The organism is Peptacetobacter sp. AB800, assembly GCF_047807365.1.
Taxonomy (GTDB): Bacteria; Bacillota; Clostridia; order Peptostreptococcales; family Peptostreptococcaceae; genus Peptacetobacter.
Genome location: NZ_JBLOUI010000010.1, coordinates 37,221 through 57,966, shown reverse-complemented (window position 1 = coordinate 57,966; position 20,746 = coordinate 37,221). Strand labels below are relative to the sequence as shown.

The 20,746-nt window shown below is 30.4% G+C and carries 18 protein-coding genes; 5 read left to right on the top strand and 13 right to left on the bottom strand.

Annotated elements, in window-relative coordinates; translation table 11 throughout:
• Positions 1–248 precede the first annotated feature (248 nt).
• The 4 genes from ACK2WN_RS05020 to ACK2WN_RS05005 all read right to left on the bottom strand — a co-directional run bounded on the left by ACK2WN_RS05020 (position 249) and on the right by ACK2WN_RS05005 (position 5,410).
• Positions 249–1,142 carry a C39 family peptidase gene (locus ACK2WN_RS05020; RefSeq protein WP_416154987.1) on the bottom strand — a complete coding sequence of 298 codons (894 nt, stop codon included), beginning with the start codon at positions 1,140–1,142 and terminating at the stop codon, positions 249–251.
• A 382-nt stretch (positions 1,143–1,524) separates the two neighbouring features.
• On the bottom strand, positions 1,525–2,337 hold the full coding sequence (locus ACK2WN_RS05015) for a C39 family peptidase (RefSeq protein ID WP_330000335.1): 813 nt from the start codon (positions 2,335–2,337) through the stop codon (positions 1,525–1,527).
• 224 nt (positions 2,338–2,561) lie between these two features.
• Positions 2,562–4,796, bottom strand: a complete 2,235-nt coding sequence (locus ACK2WN_RS05010; protein WP_330000334.1) for an amino acid adenylation domain-containing protein — start codon at positions 4,794–4,796, stop codon at positions 2,562–2,564.
• A gap of 32 nt (positions 4,797–4,828) precedes the next feature.
• Positions 4,829–5,410, bottom strand: coding sequence for a DUF3867 domain-containing protein (locus tag ACK2WN_RS05005; RefSeq protein WP_201417011.1), 582 nt, complete (start codon positions 5,408–5,410; stop codon positions 4,829–4,831).
• Positions 5,411–5,801: 391 nt separating this feature from the next.
• On the opposite strand from ACK2WN_RS05005, the gene ACK2WN_RS05000 reads away from it, so the two are divergent.
• Entirely contained in the window at positions 5,802–6,251 is a 450-nt protein-coding gene (locus ACK2WN_RS05000) for a YrvL family regulatory protein (RefSeq protein WP_416154986.1), read from the top strand.
• 70 nt (positions 6,252–6,321) lie between these two features.
• Here ACK2WN_RS05000 and ACK2WN_RS04995 read toward each other — a convergent pair whose 3' ends face one another.
• From ACK2WN_RS04995 to ACK2WN_RS04985, 3 genes are all read right to left on the bottom strand, one after another.
• Positions 6,322–7,473, bottom strand: coding sequence for a double-cubane-cluster-containing anaerobic reductase (locus ACK2WN_RS04995; protein WP_201417009.1), 1,152 nt, complete (start codon positions 7,471–7,473; stop codon positions 6,322–6,324).
• 232 nt (positions 7,474–7,705) lie between these two features.
• The gene (locus tag ACK2WN_RS04990; RefSeq protein WP_416154985.1) at positions 7,706–9,127 is read right to left on the bottom strand and encodes a cell wall-binding repeat-containing protein; all 1,422 of its coding nucleotides are present in this window, start codon (positions 9,125–9,127) and stop codon (positions 7,706–7,708) included.
• A 219-nt stretch (positions 9,128–9,346) separates the two neighbouring features.
• Positions 9,347–10,510 (bottom strand): aminotransferase class V-fold PLP-dependent enzyme, encoded by a 1,164-nt coding sequence (locus tag ACK2WN_RS04985; RefSeq protein WP_201417007.1) that lies wholly within the window; start codon positions 10,508–10,510, stop codon positions 9,347–9,349.
• Between the two features lie 283 nt (positions 10,511–10,793).
• Between ACK2WN_RS04985 and yedE the strand changes: the two genes are divergently transcribed.
• From yedE to ACK2WN_RS04970, 3 genes are all read left to right on the top strand, one after another.
• Entirely contained in the window at positions 10,794–11,885 is a 1,092-nt protein-coding gene (gene yedE, locus ACK2WN_RS04980) for a YedE family putative selenium transporter (protein WP_416154984.1), read from the top strand.
• An 80-nt stretch (positions 11,886–11,965) separates the two neighbouring features.
• A complete protein-coding gene (locus ACK2WN_RS04975; RefSeq protein ID WP_201417005.1) occupies positions 11,966–12,172 on the top strand; it encodes a sulfurtransferase TusA family protein in 207 nt (68 codons plus the stop codon).
• A gap of 1 nt (position 12,173) precedes the next feature.
• Positions 12,174–12,410 carry a DUF3343 domain-containing protein gene (locus ACK2WN_RS04970; RefSeq protein WP_201417004.1) on the top strand — a complete coding sequence of 79 codons (237 nt, stop codon included), beginning with the start codon at positions 12,174–12,176 and terminating at the stop codon, positions 12,408–12,410.
• A 100-nt stretch (positions 12,411–12,510) separates the two neighbouring features.
• Here the strand turns inward: ACK2WN_RS04970 and ACK2WN_RS04965 are convergent, their stop codons facing one another.
• From ACK2WN_RS04965 to ACK2WN_RS04940, 6 genes are all read right to left on the bottom strand, one after another.
• Positions 12,511–13,674: an AI-2E family transporter gene (locus ACK2WN_RS04965; RefSeq protein ID WP_416154983.1), complete on the bottom strand. Its 1,164-nt coding sequence runs from the start codon at positions 13,672–13,674 to the stop codon at positions 12,511–12,513.
• 216 nt (positions 13,675–13,890) lie between these two features.
• A complete protein-coding gene (locus ACK2WN_RS04960) occupies positions 13,891–15,774 on the bottom strand; it encodes an ABC transporter ATP-binding protein (protein ID WP_416154982.1) in 1,884 nt (627 codons plus the stop codon).
• Complete coding sequence (locus ACK2WN_RS04955) at positions 15,767–18,025, bottom strand: ABC transporter ATP-binding protein (RefSeq protein WP_416154981.1); 2,259 nt, start codon at positions 18,023–18,025, stop codon at positions 15,767–15,769. The genes ACK2WN_RS04960 and ACK2WN_RS04955 overlap by 8 nt, the downstream gene beginning before the upstream one ends.
• A gap of 102 nt (positions 18,026–18,127) precedes the next feature.
• Positions 18,128–18,583: a MarR family winged helix-turn-helix transcriptional regulator gene (locus ACK2WN_RS04950; protein WP_416154980.1), complete on the bottom strand. Its 456-nt coding sequence runs from the start codon at positions 18,581–18,583 to the stop codon at positions 18,128–18,130.
• Between the two features lie 342 nt (positions 18,584–18,925).
• Positions 18,926–19,291: a PTS lactose/cellobiose transporter subunit IIA gene (locus ACK2WN_RS04945; protein ID WP_416154979.1), complete on the bottom strand. Its 366-nt coding sequence runs from the start codon at positions 19,289–19,291 to the stop codon at positions 18,926–18,928.
• A gap of 27 nt (positions 19,292–19,318) precedes the next feature.
• On the bottom strand, positions 19,319–19,882 hold the full coding sequence (locus ACK2WN_RS04940) for a beta-class carbonic anhydrase (protein WP_416154978.1): 564 nt from the start codon (positions 19,880–19,882) through the stop codon (positions 19,319–19,321).
• A 264-nt stretch (positions 19,883–20,146) separates the two neighbouring features.
• On the opposite strand from ACK2WN_RS04940, the gene ACK2WN_RS04935 reads away from it, so the two are divergent.
• Positions 20,147–20,608 carry a hypothetical protein gene (locus ACK2WN_RS04935; RefSeq protein WP_118548386.1) on the top strand — a complete coding sequence of 154 codons (462 nt, stop codon included), beginning with the start codon at positions 20,147–20,149 and terminating at the stop codon, positions 20,606–20,608.
• Positions 20,609–20,746: the final 138 nt, after the last annotated feature.

Genomic DNA, 20,746 nt, shown 5'->3' with positions numbered 1-20,746 from the left:
CATCCAATTTTTGTTTTGCGGTTACATTACTTCTAGGCATAAAAATTGCTCCCTTCTAAGTTTAAAGTGAATTTATTTATTTCACTTGTCCACTCAGAGGGGAGCAGTTCATGAGCCGTCTCCAGATTGTCGTTAGGGTGACAGTCTATTTTATTTTCATAAGTTTTTCTGAAACAGCTTTTACATATTTCATTTTGCGTATTTAAACTTCAGGATCACTTGAGAGGTAGTTACAATTTATTCTTCACCTATTCAAGTGAATATGCCCAGGCAGCTTTTATTTGGTTTTTTATGTCATTAAATTCCCACAGTTTTTTGCTGTTTTTTATGCTGTTTGGATCGTGTATTATTAGTTTTCCATCTTTTATTCCAGATATTACTATGAAGTGTCCTTCTTTTGTGAAATATCCTGCTCCTACACTACATATTATAGGATTTCCGCTATTTAATGCATTTTCAAATGATTCTTTTGCAACACTAATTCTCCGACCTTTTACACCATATTTTTCTACTATATCTGTCATTAAATCCCAATTTGTTCCAGCTTTTTCATGGTATCCATTTTCATCACTATATTTTGCTATTTCCATTGGATTTATACCGTCATTTCCTGTAAGTCCAGTTATTACCATTGCTAGAGATGTCGGACCGCAGCCATTTAGAGCAAGTATATTTTCTCCGTATTTATACCAACCCCATTTTGGATCCCACTGTTGAAGTATTGGTATTACTCCATTTCCACATTCTTTATCTATCTTTACAAATATTCCCGGCATTCTAAAATTTGATTTGCTTAATACAAAATCTAGTGTTTCATCATTTTTATATAATAATTCTAATACATCTTTTTGATATTCTTTTGAATTTTTAATAACTTCATTATATCTTTTGTCGTCTTTAGCTCTCTTTTGGAATTCTTCAAGATAACTTAAAACCTCAGGATCAGATATATCTGAGGGAATAGGTTCTATTTTTTCTTCCTCAGCCTTTTTTGCCTCTTCTTTACTTCTCTCTATTTTCGCCTTAGCTTTTGCTTCTTCAATGTTTTTCTTATATGTATAATTACTTGCGATAAATCCAAAGCTTACACAAACAGCAAGTAAGAATATCCAAATATCTTTACTAATCTTATATTTCTTCATAAGAACACATCTCCTTTCAAAAAAAGAGGGGATATATAAAACCACATTTTCCACAATAAATAAACATAAAATAATAATTATTTTAGGTCTATTTGGATTTTTGTCGTTTTAGATATTCCCTCTTCTTTTACCATTATATCTAAAAAAGCTTAATTTTATCTTATTTACATTAATTAAATTTTACCCTAATATATTTTATAATCCTTAATTAATTTTTATTTAAATCTTTTATTTATTATATTATATAATAAATTTTATTGATTTTTCAATAAATCTAATCAATTATTTAATTAGTTAGTAAAAAAGCACCACTTTTTACCCATGCTTTTCAAGTAAAAAATGATGCTTTTTTAAATTAACTTATTATTTTTTGCTCAAATGATTAATCAAGTGAATACGCCCAAGCAGCTTTAATCTGCCCTTTTATGTCATTATAGTTCCACAATTTTTCACTTCTGCTTATATTATTTGGATCGTGTATTACAAGTTGTCCGTCCTTCATACCAGCAATTACTATAAAATGTCCTTCTCTAGTAAAATATCCTGGTCCTACACTACATATGATAGGATTACCGTTTTTTAACGCACTTTCAAAACTAGATTTTGTATTATCTATTGCCCAACCTTTTACACCGTATTTCTTCGCACCTTCTACCATAAGGTTCCAGTTTGTTCCAGCAGCTTCGTGGAATCCATGTTTGTCACTGTACTTAGCAATTTTTATAGGTGTTATATCTTTATCACCAGTAAGCCCAGAAACAACCATAGACAACGCTGTAGGACCACATCCATTTATTGCAAGCACATTATCTCCATATTCGTACCAACCCCATTTTGGATCCCATTGCTGAAGTCTTGGTATTTTTCCATCACCACATTCTTCACCTATATTTATTAGAAATAATGGCTTTTTAAAATTATCTCTACTAAGAACAAAATCTAGAGTCTCTCCATTAGAATACAATAATTTTATTACATCTTCTGGATAACTTTCTATATTTTGTATAACCTCATTATATCTATTGTCTTCTTTTGCTCTCTTTTGGAATTCTTCAGTGTATTTTGTAGGATTTTCAACTGGTATAACATAAGTGTTTTTAGTACCAGAACCTCTTGTATAAACAGCTATTATCAATAATACTACAAATGCTATTGCTATTTTTACGCTTTTTTTAAGCTTTCTTTTCTTTTTCATAATAAATACTCCTAACTATTATCGTAATATCCATTTTAATCATTTTTTCTTTTCTTGTAAATGAATTACATAATATCTTCATATAATATTTAGAGTATCTTTAGAAATATTTGGTTCATTATTTTTATTGGTATATTATCAAAAAATAAGAAAAATCTATGAAGCTTGATGATATTTTTATATTTATCAGAGCAATTTTCATAGATTTTTATTATTATCCTATTTTATACTGGTATATTTTCCTTAGGAAGTTTCTTTTTATTTACCTTTCCTATTGGAGTAACCGGTATTTTGTCAATCTGCATAATATATTCTGGAACCATATAAGGTGGTAAAGACATTTGAAGGTAGTTTTTTACTTTTTTAGGATCTACTTCTTCATCAGATACATAAAATGCCTTTAAGTAAAGTTCTCCCTTTTCGTCTGGTCTAGCTATACAAACAGAGCTCTTTATTTCCGGAATGTTATTTATTTCATTCTCAATTTCGTATATCTCAACCCTTATGCCTTTTATCTTAACCTGGCTATCCATTCTTCCTATGCAGTCAATATTTCCATCCTCTAACCATTTTGCTAAATCTCCAGTCTTATACATAAACCTTGTGTATTTATCAAATGCGAATGGATTTTCGACAAATTTTTCTCTTGTAAGTTCTTCCTTGTGCATATACCCCCTTGATATCTGTATTCCTGAAAGGCACAACTCTCCTGGTACACCTATTGGACATATATTTCCATTCATATCGAATATATAGGCATAAGTGTTATAAATTGGCTTACCTATTGGAATTTTTTCATACTCTTTATCCACATAGAATGAAGTCGCAAGAACAGTAAATTCTGCTGGCCCATATTCATTGTAGATTTTGTAGTTTCTCTCTTTATATCCCTTTAATTTGTCTCCACCTGATTGGAGCACTCTAAGATATTTATTATCACAATTATTAATAAATCTTTTTGCAAATATAGTAGGTACAGCTAAAATAGTTATCTTTTTCTTTTCACAGTATTCATTTACAGTGTACTCATTTGTCCTTGCAGTCTCTGGAATTATGTCAACTGATGCTCCACAAAGCAAATACGGAAATATCTGCTTAACTGCTGCATCAAAGCTAAAACTTAGATACACTCCGCAAATATCATTTTCATCCGCATTTATATAGTCTATAGCATACATACACATATTCATAAGACTTCTATGCTCTATCGACATACATTTAGGTCTACCAGTAGATCCTGATGTAGATATTCTATAAGCACAGTTATCTGGATATACATATTCTGTTATAGGAATATCTGTGTTAAACATAGATTCATTCTCTATAAATAATAATTTTTTATCTGTTTTAGGAAGTTGTTTTTCTAATTTTTTAGAAGTTATTATAACTTTTGCTTCACTATCCTCTAATAGATATGACATTCTCACAGATGGATTACTTATATCTATTGGAAATACCGCTGCTCCAGCTTTCATTATACTTATCGCAGCAATTATTACTCCCATATTTCTAGGTAAAATTGACGCAACTGTATCTTCTCTTTTTATTCCTATACTGTTTAAATATCCAGCAAACCTCTCTGTCACAATATCTAACTCTCTATATGTCATAGTCATTTTTTCATCTCTAATAGCTATATTGTCAGGAGTTTTCTTGACCTGTTCATAAAAGCCATCCATAAATGTCATATCTGGTGGTCTTTTTTTACAGCTCATGTTAAACTCTTCAAAGATTTCTTCTTCCTCTTCCCTAGATACAAATCTTATATTCTTCATTTCGATTTCTTCATTTTCTACTATCTGAGAAATAACTGTTTCAAACATAGATAAAACTCTTTCTGCAGTATCTTTGCTGTACTTAGAAGGCATATACTTAGCCCTTATAACTAGAGTCCCCTCCCCAGCTACCATATCTACAGCAAACTCATATCCTTTAAGTCGCATAAGGTCGTCAATCATATCCTTTGCATACATATCTACATTTCCACTTACAAAAATTGTATTTATCAATTTTTTATCTAATGGACTATTTTTTTCTATCTCAGAAAGCATATAAGTCAAATATTCTTTTGAGTTGTTTTTCTGATTTACAAATATTTTAAGTGCATCTACAAAAGTTTCATTTTCCTCAGTTGTAATTCTTATTGGGATAATATTCATCGTACTACCAAACATTACATCCCTTTCAAATGTATACTCTTGCAAAATCAGACCATATATTAACTCTACTATATCCGTTATATTTATCCCCTGTTTTTCAGAAAACTTCTTTAATCTAGCGTATTTATCTTCATTTATTACTATTTTTTCTTTTGCTATTATGCCATCTACTTCTTTGTTGAAGTAATCTGCTGGAATTTTTGCCATATTATTGTAGCCTTCAAGCAGATTAGACCAATGTAGTGCTGCTCTTTTTATTCTTTCCGAGCTTACAGACATCTTTTTTTCTGTATTTTCCATTCTAATTCCCCCTTTTCAAAGATTTGGAAGGGTTATTTATAGTCGTATTTTTTTGTAGTTTCGCAAAGAACTACTCTTATTGTTTTATCAAACATATTTCTGTATGAGCTAAGGAATTCATTAAGCTCTCTATCTGATAAGTCTATTTTCTTATCACTGCAAAGTATAACTTTATCTTCTTCTATTATGATTTCTAAATCATTTAAATCATTTTTTATGTATGATGTTATATTACTTTTTATTTTTATTTTATGACTGTATTTATCATAAAATCCAGATGCTTTAGTATACCGATCTACACTTTCCTGAGATGGATTTGAAGAACTTATACCACTTATTTTCTCTGGATCTAATCCAAATTTTTTAAGCTGGTCATCCATTTCTTTTGTATCTATTCCATATCTTTCCATAAATTTCTGCTGTATTTTATAAAACTTTTCCTGAGATATATTATTTTCTCTCATATAGTCCATCATTTTTCTTGAAAATCCAGCCATGCTTAACTTTCCACTAGCAACATCAGTATAAAGACTATACATATAATCTTCAAATTTATCTACGTCAGATTCTTTTACTTTATTTTTTAATTCATTAAAATCTATTATTTCAGACATTTTTATACCTCCCGAAATTTTTATTTAATTGCTTATCTATTTTTTAACTTTTAATTTAATTGGAAAAGCCATTTTTATATTAAAGATTATAACATATATAAATAAGATTTAGCTTAAAATTTTTGAAAATTTAATCGCTTTATCTTTATTTTATTCATAAGTATTTATTTAATAACGATATAAAAGTATTAAAATTAATTAAAAGTGGGTAATACTATATCAAAAGCATTATTTTGGTTGTATATATGTTATCTTTTTATCCAAATATATTGAAAAAAGGCTTAAAAACTGTTATCTTCTATACATATGATTATTTTAATTTTTTAATAATGCTAACGTTTATCTAATTTATTTTTGTAATTATTTATGTTCTAAAAGTATATTTTAGGTGGTGAGTTCGATTTCAAAAAAAAATAAAAATTCAGCTTTTGCAATGCTGATAACATTAATTATCGTTATGGCAATTTCATTTGGTGTTATTTATGCTGTAACCACTTTTGTAGGTATCGGTCTGATGACCTTGATTGGATTTGAATATAATTCTAGTCCAGCGGTATTTTTATTCTTCTTTATTTTTGTATGTTTTACTATACCGCTAGATTTTATTAGTACGTCTATATTGGACTCCGTGCATTTTAAGGGACGTATTCCAGAATCTTTTTATAAGGTTTTGGAATTTTTAGTAGAGTTTGTTTTAGTTTTATTGGGATTGTTGGTTGTGGATAGTATTATGAAGTCTATTTCTATTCCTTTTAGGACTAAGATTTTATTCTCTGTGCTATTATATGTATTTACTTCTTCAATAGAGTATTTATTCTTAAAAGATAAAGAGGAAATTTAAAACATAATATTTAGTAAAAAAGAGTACCTATCGCATTGATAAGTACTCTTTTTATATCTTGATTCAAATTTTATAACATTTCTACAAATGCTTCAAATCTAGTTTTTAACTGTTCACTGTCTGACTGAGAGTAATCAGTTTCTAATGCAAGGAATGATATTCCTTTTTCTTTAGTAACAAATTCTTTTATTCTTGCACTTTCAACTGTGAATGTATGACAAGCAGTTAGAGATATATCTATAACACCATCTATCTGGAATTCGTCTATTAATTCATCAAGTAATTCTATTCTTCTGTCGTTGTTCATCATGCAAGAACATCCTATTTTTAAGTATGCTTCAGCTATTGCTTCGTATACGTTAGGATTTTCTTCGTCTACTAACCATCTGTTTGATCTTGGACCACCACAGTTTTCGTAAACAACAACATCTCCACCAGCTTCTTCTATTGCTGGAGCTATTTTGTTTATAGCACCTGCTATAGGAGAACCAGTTATAAGTATTCTTGGTCTATTTGATTTTTTATGTTCTTTTGAAGCATAGTCTTCTTTTATATCATCTATTAATTTTCTAAGTTCAGCTTTCATAGCTGGTCTATCAAATTTGAACTGAGTCTGATATAAAACTCTGTGTATATCCATTCCGCTCATTGGAGGTGGATTAAGAGCTCCTAGTTTGAAGTATTCCATTAATAAAGCTCTTTCTTCATTTTTATCTTTTATAGCTGCTCTTATATCGTCTTCAGTTATTGTTATTCCATAGAATTCTTCTAATTTTTCTTTGAATCTTTCTATTTCATTAGCCCATAATTTTATAGCTGCTTCATCTACCATGTTAGGAAGATGCATTATATGAGTTGGTTTAACTTTTGCCATCTGTTCATACATTTTCTTTTTACCGTCACAAGTTGTTTCAGCTACTACTATATCACTGAAGTAGAAGTATGGACATGTATCTGTTATAGCATGACCATAACTTGATTTAACCATTGGACATAGGTTTCTAGGTAATATTTTTTCTGCTTCTGGTATAGGTTCTTCACTAACACCACAAAGCCCTACTGTTACTGCACCTGCTGCTAATGCTATTTCAGCTGGGCTGAATGTACAATAAAAACCAATTACTTTTTTACCCTCATCTTTTAATTTTTTTATTGCTAGGAAACCATTTCTTCTAGCTTCTCCCCAATTTTCAAACTGTTCTGGAAGTCCTACTGTTGCCATTAAAACACACCCCTTAATCTTAAATATATACTTTCGTAATAAATAGTTACGTTTTCCATATTTAATTATATATCACTAATTTGTACAATGGTAAAAATACGTCATTTTTTATAATAGTTTATGTCTATATTTGTAGATGTATTTATAGTTTTTTTCTATAACTATATTTTTTATCTATCTCCTAAATATATTTATATAACTACTTTCTATACATTTTAACTTTTCAATAGATTTATTTGCTCATTATCTCTTTCATCATTTTTTCTAAATCTTCTCCGTATCCGCTTCCTGCCCAGTTATTTGAAAGTGATTTAACTGTCTTACATTTTCCGAAAAGGTCTGCAAAGTGTCTTGGATCTTTAGGATTTGATAGTGGATAACCATCTTTTCCCGCATATAACGCTAAATGTTGTACCTGAGCAAGTACACCATCTTCCCAACTATCAAATCTAGTGTGTGCATTCTTATCCTTATCTCCTCCTCCACCAGGAGTTTTTAATCCACAAGGATTTTTAAATGAAGCATCTAGCACCCCACCAAATTTGCAATATCCTGTTTCTTTTGCACATTGAGCTACTACTAGTGTAGGATCTACACCATTTTCTACCGCTGTATTGTATAGTATTGGAAGTATTTCCATAAATAAATCAGATGCATTTTTGCTTTCTGCCCATTTTTTACACTGTTCATATGTAGATGTTGGTTTTGAAAGTATGCTTAGGCCACTAGATACATTATTACTAGAACTACTTGAGCTAGCCCGTCTTAAACAGTCTTCAAATATACTAGAACTAAGAGTTCCTATTTTTGATATTTTATTCGCTCCCTTGAATACTGATTTATCAGATCCTTTAGATACAAGCATTAATGGAGCATCTTTTGCAAGAGTTGATCCAACTAATGCATTTTTTAAGTCATGTCCATCTGCAACATAGTATTCTTTTGCATTTGGATAGAATTTATCTAGTATTATTTTATTAGTTTTATATCTATCTGAGCCTCCTAATCTAACCGCATCTGTAGATTTAACTAATTTTTCAGATATAACGCTAGTCCCACCTATTGCATATGTTGTTACATTTTTAGTATTGTATTCTACATTTTTACCATTTGTAAGTATAACTGGCATACCATCTCTTGCCGCTGTAGATGCAATACTTATACTATCTGCCTCACCCTTTACACCATTTGTAAGAGCTATAGACGTTATATTTTTTAATTGAGCTATTTTATTTGCTACACTGTAACTAGTCTTATTTCTATCTGAGCCACCTAATCTCTCTACACTTATACCTTTATTTTTTAGAGTTTCTTCTACTTTTTTAGATACCGCTGCTTCAAGTCCTATTATATAAACCTTATTTACATTTTTTAATCTTTGCATTGTTTCAGTAGGTATACTATCTTTTTGTGTAAGAAGTATCGGTGCATTTGCAGCACCAGATAAACCACTCGCAGATAAACCATCTGCTATAGAATTATCTAAATTTACTAATATAGCCGAACTGTAGCTTTGTTTATCTGCTATTAGTCCTGCTGTTTCGTACATATTTTTCCCCTCTATTACCTCTTTTTCAGCTGCAAAAGCTGGGATTATGCTACTCACTAGCATTGTAGAAGCCATACACACTGTCATTGTTCTTTTTAAATTCATTTTCCAAAAATTCCTCCCTTTTAGCATAATCTAACTTTTATGCTTTCTTTATTTTTTTACAATCAATCATTAAATCTCTTTACTCTATATCGACAAATTAATTTTTTAAATTAAAAAAGACTAAGATTTTAAATCTTAGCCTTTTTCTATTATTGCATAATTTTTATTCAGTTTCAAGGTTTACATAACACATTATTATGTAGCCATAATTTTACTATTTTATTCATTATATGCTTTGATTACTTCTTTTATAGCATTTAATACATAATCTATGTCTTCTTCTGTATTGAAGTATCCAAAGCTGAATCTTACTGTTCCCTGAGGGAATGTTCCTAGTGTTTTGTGCGCAGATGGTGCACAATGCATACCAGGTCTTGTAGATATTCCATAATTAACATCTAATTCGTGGCATATTATACCATTATCCATTCCAACAAAGTCTAAAGATACAACAGCTGTTCTATTTTCGGTATCTCTCTTACCTACTATAAATCTTTCATCTATTTCTTCCATACCTTTTATGAATCTTTCAGTAAGCATCATTTCTTTTTTATGTATATTTTCTATACCTACTTTTTTGATATATTCAAGAGATGCATGTAATCCATATGTTCCTGGTATATTAGGTGTTCCACTTTCAAATTTATCAGGCATATATTCTGGCTGTATTTCTTCATCTGATTTACTTCCTGTTCCACCTTCTATAAAGCTATCAACCTGAGGAACTAATTCATCAGTTATTAAGAATCCTCCCATACCCTGAGGTCCTAAAAGTCCCTTATGTCCTGTGAAGCATAATATATCTATATTCATTTCTTTCATATTCATTTCGAATACACCTGCAGTCTGTGCAGCATCTACTATGAATATGACATTTTTTTCTTTACATATTTTTCCTATTTCTTTTATTGGAAGTGCAGTACCACATACATTTGATGCTGCAGTCATTACAACTGCTCTAGTATCTTCTTTTATTGCAGCTTCTACATCTTTTAAATCTATTTCTCCAACCTTATTACACTGAACTCTAGTAAATGTTACTCCTCTAGTCTGTTCTAATTTAACAAGTGGTCTCATAACTGCATTGTGTTCAACTGAAGATACTACCACATGGTCTCCTTCTTTTAATAATCCTTTTAAAACTGTATTCATAGATTCTGTTATATTTTTAGTAAATACAACATTTTCTGGTTTATCAAATCCAAATAATTCAGCTAGCATTTCTCTTGTTTCAAGTACAACAAATCCTGCACTTAAAGCCGAAGAATATGCTCCTCTATTTACATTTCCTCCAACACTTTCTACATATTCCTTGATAGCATCTCCAACACCAGGTGCTTTTGGGAATGATGTTGCCCCATTATCACAATATACTTTTCTCATATTAAATTCCCTCCGTATCTATTTATAAATTATATTTCTTATATAAAAGATATAACATTTATATTTACTTATATTATATCAGAATATATTTTTTTTGATAATTCTTTTAATCTTTTTTAAGTATTTATATTTTTATTATTAAATATTTTTTCAATAATGAAATGTTTGTATATAGTTTTTTTCTATAGTGTATCATATTTGTTAATTGTTGTACACGAATATGTTATTATGTGATTGGGTAAACTTTTTCTTTGCCCTAAAAAAAATAGGAGGTACTTTCATAATGAAAGAAAAGAGAAATATCATTATCGGTGGTGCTGTTATAGGTATAATGGCTGTTATATCAGTTATGCTTGGTAACCCTAAAAACATGGGTATCTGTATAGCTTGCTTCATCAGAGATACTGCTGGTGCTCTAAGCTTACATCAGGCTCCTATTGTACAGTATGTAAGACCAGAAATCATAGGATTTATATTAGGTTCATTCATTCTTGCATTTGCTAGCAAGGAATTCAGTTCAAGAGGAGGATCTTCTCCACTTATAAGATTCTGCCTTGGATTTATAGTTATGGTTGGTGCATTAATGTTCTTAGGATGCCCAACAAGAATGGTTTTAAGATTAGCTGGTGGTGACTGGAATGCCATAGCTGGTTTAGCTGGATTTATAGTGGGTATACTTATAGGTATAGTATTCTTAAACAAAGGTTTCACTTTAAAGAGAAACTACAAACAGTCTAAATTAGAAGGATTTATAATGCCTGCAATATGCGTATTCTTATTCATATTACTTGCAGTTAACTCTACTCTTCTTGTATTCTCTACAGAGGGACCAGGTTCAATGCATGCTCCAATATTCTTCGCACTTGCAGTTGGTCTTATAGCTGGTGCTATATGCCAGAAAACAAGACTTTGCATGGCTGGTGGTATAAGAGATATAGTTTTATTCAAAGACTTCTATCTTGTAAGCGGATTTATAGCTATGCTTGTTGGTGCTTTCATAGCAAACTTAATAACTCATCAGTTTGCTCCTGGATTTGCAGATCAGCCAGTTGCTCATACAGATGCTTTATGGAACTTCTTAGGAATGGTTGTTTGCGGTTGGGGTTCTATACTTCTTGGTGGATGCCCAATGAGACAGTTAGTATTATCAGGTGAAGGTAACGTTGACTCATCTATAACTATATTAGGTCTTTTAGTTGGTGCTGCATTCTGCCACAACTTCAAACTTGCTTCTTCTCCAGAAGGTCCTACTCCAAACGGAATGATAGCTATAGGAATATGTGTAGTTGTTCTTCTTATAATATCTTACTTTGGATGTAAAGCTGCTAATGAAAAAAAGGTTGCTCCAAAGACAAATGTTAAAGTAGAAGCTTAATAAAATAGTTTTAATTTTTTCGGAATAGATATAAACTATAATATATAGCTCTAAATTTTTTATAAAGGAGATGTTTTGTAATGAGAATAGATGCTAGAGGCTTATCTTGCCCACAGCCAGTTTTAATGACTAAAAAAGGTGTTGCAGAAAATCCAAATGGTGTCGAAGTATTAGTAGATAACATGACTGCTTGCAACAACGTTAAAAAATTCTTAAAAAATGCAGGCTTCAACGTTACAGTTGAAGAAGTAGGAGATGAAGAGTTCTTAATCTCTTCTTCAAAATAGTATGACTTATTTTTCAACATTTTTCACTCACTCTGGAGCTATAAAATTCTCTAAACTTTGTATGGATAAGGGGATACCTAGTGACTCAGGTCCAGTTCCTAGAAAGTTAAGTTCTAACTGTGGAATAGGTGTTAAATTTGAATACGATGGACCACACGAAGATCTATACATAGATGATATGGAAAGAGTGTACACTCTTGAAAATAATGTCTATACTTTAATAGCAGATTATGACTAAAAATTAGCCCTTAGCTTTTATGCTGAGGGCTTTTTATTATCAATATTTATTGACATTTAAAAAGCTCTCAGAATTTTTCTAAGAGCTTTTATTATTCTATTTAATTCATATAATCATCCGTATTTACAGGTAATCCCTTCTTATCTAATCTTTCTTCTGTTACATCTTTTATTATTGAGTAGATAAATGCAAATAGTGGAACTCCAAGTAACATTCCTACTAATCCTAAGAACTTACCTGCTATAAGCAGTGCAAATAATATCCAGAATGCAGATACACCGATTGAATCTCCAAGTATCTTAGGTCCTATTACATTCCCGTCAAGCTGCTGTATTATAAGTATTATTATAAGTAACCAGAAAGCCTTTATAGGACTTACAAACCGGACAAGTATAACTGATGGTATCGCTCCAAAGAACGGACCAAAGAATGGTATTACATTTGTTACACCTACTATCACAGTTACAAGTAATGTATAAGGCATCTTAAATATTGTTAAAACAACAAATGTTATTATCGCTATTATAAATGAATCTAATATTTTTCCCCCTAAGAATTTACCGAAAATCTTATTAGCTCTGTGAGTAAGCTCTAATATTTTATAAGAGTGTTCTCTATTAAATATCGCATAAGTTATCTTTTTTGATATAGCAAAGAATTTTTCTTTATCCTTAAGTAAATATATAGAAACTATAACCCCTAAAACTATATTCCATAAACTAGAAATAACAACCATTATTGTATTACCTATAACTGGTATTATATCTGTCATAAAGTTCATAATGAAATCTGTAAGCTCTTTCCACTTTGATTCTAGTATTTCCATACTAGCTGGAGTTAAGTTAAATTCTTCTATAAGCTTGTTTATCATTACTGTAGCATTATTCACATAGTTTGGAATATCATTGAATAATCCTATTATACTTTCTAAAAGTTCAGGCCATACAAAGTGTACAAATAAATAGCAAAGTGTACCAGCTACAAGGTAAGTTAATAACATTGATATCGCCCTTACCCTTGCAGGACTTTTTCCCCTCATCTTTTCAGATATTATTCTATTTTCTATAAATTTCAATATAAAATTCAGCAAATATGCTATAGCAAATCCAATTATAAACGGATATAAAATAGCTATAAAATCACTGATTTTACTTGAAAATACTTTTACTTGAGAACTTATCAAGTAAAATACTATACTGCAGGCAATCACAATAAATGAATATACCGCAACCGTCGTATATTTTCTATTCCAGTCTATCTTCATATTTCCCCTCCTCTTCTCAATAACTAGATTCTATCATAAAAACGACTTTTTTTTAACCTAATCGTTACATTGTTAAAAAAATTTTACATTTATAAAAACGCCATAAGCAAATATTAATATATTTACCTATGACGTTTTGTATATTTATATCTTATTCATTTTTTATTTATTTTATAAAATCTATATATCCCAAGTTTATTATTACGTAAATTAAACTTACATAGCTTCGTCATCTTCAAACTGAGAATTGTATAGCTTAGCATAGAAACCATCTTTTGCCAATAACTCTTCGTGGCTTCCCTGTTCAACTATATCCCCTTCATTCATCACAAGAATCATATCTGCATCTTTAATTGTAGATAGTCTATGTGCAATTATAAAGCTTGTTCTTCCTTCCATTAAATTATCCATAGCTTTCTGTATAAGAAGTTCTGTTCTGGTATCAACTGAACTAGTTGCTTCATCTAGTATTAAAATTTTAGGATCCGCAAGTATTGCTCTTGCTATTGTAAGAAGCTGTTTCTGTCCCTGTGAAACATTGCTTGCCTCTTCATCTAAAACCATATTGTATCCATCATTTAAAGTTTTTATAAAATGATGTACATTAGCAGATTTTGCAGCTTCAACTACTTCTTCATCAGTTGCATCCAATTTTCCATATCTTATATTTTCTTTTATTGTTCCATTGAATAACCAAGTATCCTGTAAAACCATACCAAATGCTTCTCTAAGCTCTGAACGGTTAAAGTTTCTAATATCGTGTCCATCTATTTTTATAGCTCCACTATTTACATCGTAGAATCTCATAAGAAGTTTAACTATTGTAGTTTTTCCTGCTCCTGTTGGTCCAACTATAGCTATTTTCTGACCTTTTTTAACATTTACAGAGAAATCATTTATTATAGTTTTATTTGCTTTATATCCGAAGTTTACATGTTCAAATTCTATATTACCTTTTATATCATTTGCATCTGCAGGATTTATAACTGTCTGGTCTTCCTCTTCTTCATCTAAGAATTCAAATACCCTTTCAGCTGCTGCAGCTGTAGACTGTAACTGGTTTGCTACCTGAGCAAGCTGATTTATAGGCTGAGTAAAGTTTCTAACATACTGTATGAATGACTGTATATCCCCAACTTCTATAGTCTTTCTTATAGCTAACCATCCACCAAGTATAGAAACCATAACATATCCTAAGTTCCCTATAAATGCCATAAGTGGCTGCATCATACCTGATAAGAACTGAGATCTCCAAGCAGAATCGTAAAGTTCATCATTTAATTTATTAAATTCTTCTGTTACCTCTTCTTCTTTGTTGAATACCCTAACTATCTGATGTCCACCGTAGTTTTCTTCAACAAGACCATTAACATGCCCTAAAAATCTCTGCTGTTTTTTGAAATATTTCTGTGATCTTCCAACAACTTTTCTAACTGCAAACATTGATAGTGGAATTATAACAAGTGCTGCTAAAGTCATTATCCAACTTATAGAAAGCATCATTATAAGTACACCAACCATAGTTGTTACAGATGTTATAAGCTGAGTTAAACTCTGATTTAAACTCATTCCAAGTGTATCTACGTCGTTTGTTATTCTAGAAAGTATCTCACCATGTGTCTTAGTATCGAAATACTTCATTGGCATTCTATTTATTTTTTCTGATATCTGATTTCTCATTTCATAAGATATTTTCTGAGAAATTCCACTCATTATATATCCCTGAATAAATGAGAACAGAGCACTTACTATGTAAAGGCATACCAATATTAAAAGTATCTTTTCTATAGCACCAAAGTCTATTCCACCTGTACCAGATACCTTTGCCATTAAGCCTTCAAATATCTTTGTAGTAGCTTTACCTAATATCTTAGGTCCAACTATTGAAAATACTGTACTTCCTATTGCAAATAATAGTACTGCAATAAGAGCTACTTTATATTCTGACATATATTTCATAAGCTGCTTCATAGTACCTTTAAAGTCATTTGCTTTTTCGCCCATAGCAGCTCCACCATGTCCATGCCCCATCGGTCCACGTCCCATTGGCCCACCTTTCATCGGACCGCCTGGCATTTTTTTCATATCACTATTACTCATTTCCTAGCTCCTCCTTTGAAAGTTGTGATAGAGCTATCTGTTTATATACTTCACAAGTTTTTAGAAGCTCTTCGTGTGTTCCTTTTCCTATTACTTTTCCTTCATCTAAAACAATAATCTGTTCTGCATGTAGGATTGTACTTATTCTCTGTGCAACTATTAAAACTGTACTGTTTCCAGTTTTCTTTTTAAGAGCTTTTCTTAAAGCTGCATCAGTTTTTAAATCTAGCGCTGAGAAACTATCATCAAATATATAAATTTCAGGATCCTTAGCTATTGCTCTAGCTATAGATAATCTCTGTTTCTGCCCACCAGATACGTTTGTACCACCCTGAGCAATCTTAGTATCAAATCCTTCTGGTTTTGAATCTATAAATTCTGTAGCCTGTGCTATTTCAGCAGCTTCTCTTATCTGCTCATCTGTAGCATCAGGATTTCCGTATCTCAAGTTAGATGCTATTGTTCCTGTAAATAATATTCCTTTCTGAGGAACATAACCAATCTTATCTCTTAAATCCTTCTGAGTTACTTCTCTTATATCTACACCATCTACTAAAATCTGTCCTTCTGTTACATCAAAGAATCTAGGTATTAAGTTTATTAATGTAGACTTACCACTACCTGTACTTCCTATAAATGCTGTAGTTTCTCCAGGTTTAGCAGTAAATGATATATCTGATAATATTTCTTCTTCTGCATCTGGATATTTGAATGAAACATTTTTAAATTCAACAACACCCTTTTTATTTCCAGAGAATTCTTTTGCACTCTTAGGATCTTCTATAGTTGGTTCTGTTTCTATTACTTCACATATACGTCCTGCAGAAACTGAAGCTCTAGGAATCATAACAGACATCATAGCTATTACAAGGAATGACATTATTATCTGCATAGTATACTGAATAAATGCCATCATATCTCCAACCTGCATAGTACCTGCATCTATACTATAAGTCCCCTTGTAAACTATAAGAACTGCTATTAAGTTCATTACAAGCATCATAGCTGGCATCATGCAAGACATTATTCTATTTACAAATATATTTACCTTAGTAAGGTCACCATTTGCCTTGTCAAATCTTTCTTCTTCGTGTTTCTGATTACTAAATGCTCTTATCGGCATTATACCTGTTATTATTTCTCTAGAAACTAAGTTTAATCTATCCACAAGATCCTGAACTAGTTTGAACTTAGGCATTACAAATGTAAATAATATTCCAAGTAAGAATACTATACAAAGTACTGCTACACCTATTATCCAGCTCATAGATACGTTTGTATTTATAACTTTAAATACACCCATCATAGCCATCATTGGAGCGTAGAATATAAATCTAAGTATCATGACCATCATCATCTGAATCTGCTGTATATCGTTTGTACTTCTAGTTATTAAAGACGCTGTCGAGAATTTTTTCATCTCTTCATTTGAGAATGACATAACTTTTTCATAAACATTATTTCTAAGTGTTTTACCAAGTGTAGCTGCTACCTTAGCTGCTAAATAAGTAACTATTATTGTTACAAACATACTTAAAATAGCTATTCCTAGCATCTGTCCACCAGATTTTAGGATATATTTATTTTGTAGGTTATCTAAATCAATTCCTATGCTTTTGTACTCGTTATTTACATATGCAATGGCACTCTGAGTTATTATACTATCCGGCATAGAGTCAAATTTTTTAAACATCTCTTTTCTCATAGAATCCAACTGCTCTTCAGGCATAGTTCCCATTATCTCTATAAGAGATTTATCCTTCATAACCATTGCTGCCTGTGGAGGCATCATTTTTAAAATATTTTCTTTTATTTTTTTACTTTCTTCTCCATCTTTTTCGATAGCAAGAAGTGCCATTTCTGGCTTACCAAGGATTTCGTTTAATTTTTCATTTTTTTCTTTATCTATTTCTTTTAATACATATACATTTTCTGTTTCTAGTTTTGGATATTTTTCAACGTATTCGTCATAATTTTCATCGCTAGTATCTCCAGATTTTACTAATGTATATGCGTCTTCAACAGTATTTTGTTCATCATCGTCGACAAACATAAACAGTCTTTTTAATTCACTTTCTTTTATAACTTCTGGTACTGCATTTTCTATACCACCCTGCTGTATTCCGACATTCACTATCTTTGATGTGTAGTCTGGTAGTGATATATCACATAACGCTTGTACTAAAAGTAAAATTATTATAGCTACTACTGATACTGCTGATTTTTTTAAGTATTTCATTATTTTCAGCATAATCATTTTCCTTTCGATTTTCTTTATTTTAGAGTTGTTATATTTTTTAGTTTAGTATATTTAAATATTTTAGTTTATTATTAGTTTAGTTTTCGTATTTATTTAGCTATGTTTGTTTATGTTTTCAATTATCTTTTTCAAAAGCATTTTTGTTAATAACTTTTGCTCATCAGAAAATCCTTCAAAACATATTTCATCTAATTCGTTATTTACCTTTATTATAGAATTGTACTTTTCTCTTCCTTTTTCCGTTAAAAAAACTCTTGTCTTTCTCCGGTCTTTTTCATCTGCAACTTTTTTTACTAATCCTAGTTTTTCCATCCTAGATACCATAGTCGTTGTTGTAGATGCCTTTACATTTCTACAAGCTGTAAGCTCTTTCAAGCTCTGCCCATCATTGTGGTATAAAGAAATTATTATATATGGTTGTCCATGATGAAGTCCTTCTCTCTTTAAATGCTCATCAGTAAGATTAAAGTGAGCCCTAAAAAGTCTCATCAATGTCGTCGTAAGCTTATCCTCAAAATCTCCAGAATTAATCTGACATTCATCTTTCATAACTACACCTCCTTAAAATAATTTAATTAGTTGGCTAACTATTATAGTATATCAATTCATTTTAATATACAATAATTTTTTATAACTTTTCATATTAATTTCACCTTTTTTATTATGTTTTATTTATGAAAACCTTTCTTTATAAAAAATAAAATTAAATTTTTAATAAATATTTATAATTCTACAAATATCAAATATCATTAGTTGACTAATTATATTTTCTTAATCAAAAGTAAATACTTCATTAAAATTTTATGTTTATACGCAAAAAAGCAGCTATGCTATTTGCATAACCGCCATTTTATATCTTTATATATTATTTTATCTCTTTACTGTATAAAATTACTGACCTTTTTCAAGTTTTTCAATTCTTTCAATTAAACTTTTTTCCATATCGCTATATTTTCTACACATATCAACCATTTCTTTTGCTAACTCTCTATATGTCATTGTACCCATGAAATGGTCTTGAGAATGAATCAATACAAGCTCTCCACATTCCTTAGATTTCTTATCTCCTATTTTAGCCAAAGCCCCTTCTGCATCCTGCGCCTTTGAAAACTCATCATCCGATTTTTTTAAAAACTCCTCTGCTTCTTTAAAATCTCCATTTTTAGCACTTTTTATAGCTTCCGATGCGTAATATTTTGCCATTCCAGAATAACCTATTACACTAAAAATACATTCTTCTAAATTTTCTTTATTCAACAAACTCACTTCCAAACTTTTTAATATTTACTGTTCATATCCGTTTACAATTACATCTATTTTTCCAGTAGATGGATCCATAGCAAGACCATGAACCTTTATATCTTTTGGCATTAATGGATGTTCTTTTATAGTTTTTACTGTGTCTACTATAGACTGTTCAACTGAATCAAATCCATGCAGCCATTTCTTTAAATCTATTCCAGCTTTTTCTAGAGTATCTATTACCTCTTCAGATATTCCTTTTTCTTTTATCTTTTCAATCATTTCATCTGTATTTTCATTACACATACCACATTCGTAATGTCCTACAACCATTACCTCATCTACATCAAACTCGCATATAGATACAATTATACTTCTCATTGTACTTCCAAATGGATGTGTTACAACCGCACCTGCATTTTTTATAAGCTTAACATCACCATTTTTTATATTCATCGCACTTGGTAAAAGCGAAGTAAGTCTTGTATCCATACAAGAAAGTATTACAATCTTTCTATTTGGTTTCTTTGAAGTCGAAAAATTTTCATATCCTTTCGACTCTACAAATTCTCTGTTGTCCCTTAATATTTCATCTAATTTTGTCATTTATCTTTCTCCCATTCTATTATTTTTTAACTATTTTATTTTAATTTTAATACCCTTAAAAAAATTTTTCAATCTTAATAAATTTATAGTTTTTTTCTTTTCTATGTTATTTATTTTTTTGAAACTTTATGTTAGAATTATAAGTGTATTTTGCTTTATTATATCTAATGACAGAAATATAACAATTTATATTATAAATAAAAATTCTTGAACAAGCAGAATATTGTTATTATCACTTAATTATAATTTTATAGGAGGAAAAGTATGAGTTTAAAACAGAGATTTGCAGAATCATTCGCAAGATCTAAAACTATGTCTGGCCCAGAGAAAAAAGCCAACGAAATATTAGGTAAAATAATATTAAAGAAAACTATAGTACCTGTAGTAATAATGCTAATAGTATTATTTGGAGGTATATATCTTCACATAAATGGTTGGATAACATTCGGAATAAACATAGCAATAGCTGTAATTTCATTCTTTGTTATAAGAAAACAGGCTGAAAAATATCAGACTTTCACACCATATGTCGGTACTTTAGTATCTCTTGAAAAAAGAGACAAAAACAACTATGTTGCAATAATCAAACAGGGTAAAAAACCTATCAAATTAGAAATACGTTACGGTGGGGAAGATCTTGAACATATAAGAAGAAACCAGCTAATACAGGTAAGCTACAATGCAGAAGCTAAAATGGCAATAGTAGTTACAAACAACAACAGATAATTTTTAGAAATTCAGGCTTCTGCTTTTTAGCAGGAGCCTTTCTGTTATACAAAAGCAACTCTTTATTTTTTAGGAGAGGAATTATTTGATATGAACAAACTTTTAGAATCTGACAATTTTTTTGAGCACTATTTTAGA

Coding starts and splice junctions, on each gene's coding strand:
- ACK2WN_RS05020 (WP_416154987.1), bottom strand. CDS start 1,142: ATGAAGAAATATAAGATTAGTAAAGATATTTGGATATTCTTACTTGCT.
- ACK2WN_RS05015 (WP_330000335.1), bottom strand. CDS start 2,337: ATGAAAAAGAAAAGAAAGCTTAAAAAAAGCGTAAAAATAGCAATAGCA.
- ACK2WN_RS05010 (WP_330000334.1), bottom strand. CDS start 4,796: ATGGAAAATACAGAAAAAAAGATGTCTGTAAGCTCGGAAAGAATAAAA.
- ACK2WN_RS05005 (WP_201417011.1), bottom strand. CDS start 5,410: ATGTCTGAAATAATAGATTTTAATGAATTAAAAAATAAAGTAAAAGAA.
- ACK2WN_RS04995 (WP_201417009.1), bottom strand. CDS start 7,473: ATGGCAACAGTAGGACTTCCAGAACAGTTTGAAAATTGGGGAGAAGCT.
- ACK2WN_RS04990 (WP_416154985.1), bottom strand. CDS start 9,127: ATGAATTTAAAAAGAACAATGACAGTGTGTATGGCTTCTACAATGCTA.
- ACK2WN_RS04985 (WP_201417007.1), bottom strand. CDS start 10,510: ATGAGAAAAGTATATTGTGATAATGGGGCAACATCATTCCCAAAAGCA.
- yedE (WP_416154984.1), top strand. CDS start 10,794: ATGAAAGAAAAGAGAAATATCATTATCGGTGGTGCTGTTATAGGTATA.
- ACK2WN_RS04975 (WP_201417005.1), top strand. CDS start 11,966: ATGAGAATAGATGCTAGAGGCTTATCTTGCCCACAGCCAGTTTTAATG.
- ACK2WN_RS04970 (WP_201417004.1), top strand. CDS start 12,174: ATGACTTATTTTTCAACATTTTTCACTCACTCTGGAGCTATAAAATTC.
- ACK2WN_RS04965 (WP_416154983.1), bottom strand. CDS start 13,674: ATGAAGATAGACTGGAATAGAAAATATACGACGGTTGCGGTATATTCA.
- ACK2WN_RS04960 (WP_416154982.1), bottom strand. CDS start 15,774: ATGAGTAATAGTGATATGAAAAAAATGCCAGGCGGTCCGATGAAAGGT.
- ACK2WN_RS04955 (WP_416154981.1), bottom strand. CDS start 18,025: ATGCTGAAAATAATGAAATACTTAAAAAAATCAGCAGTATCAGTAGTA.
- ACK2WN_RS04950 (WP_416154980.1), bottom strand. CDS start 18,583: ATGAAAGATGAATGTCAGATTAATTCTGGAGATTTTGAGGATAAGCTT.
- ACK2WN_RS04940 (WP_416154978.1), bottom strand. CDS start 19,882: ATGACAAAATTAGATGAAATATTAAGGGACAACAGAGAATTTGTAGAG.
- ACK2WN_RS04935 (WP_118548386.1), top strand. CDS start 20,147: ATGAGTTTAAAACAGAGATTTGCAGAATCATTCGCAAGATCTAAAACT.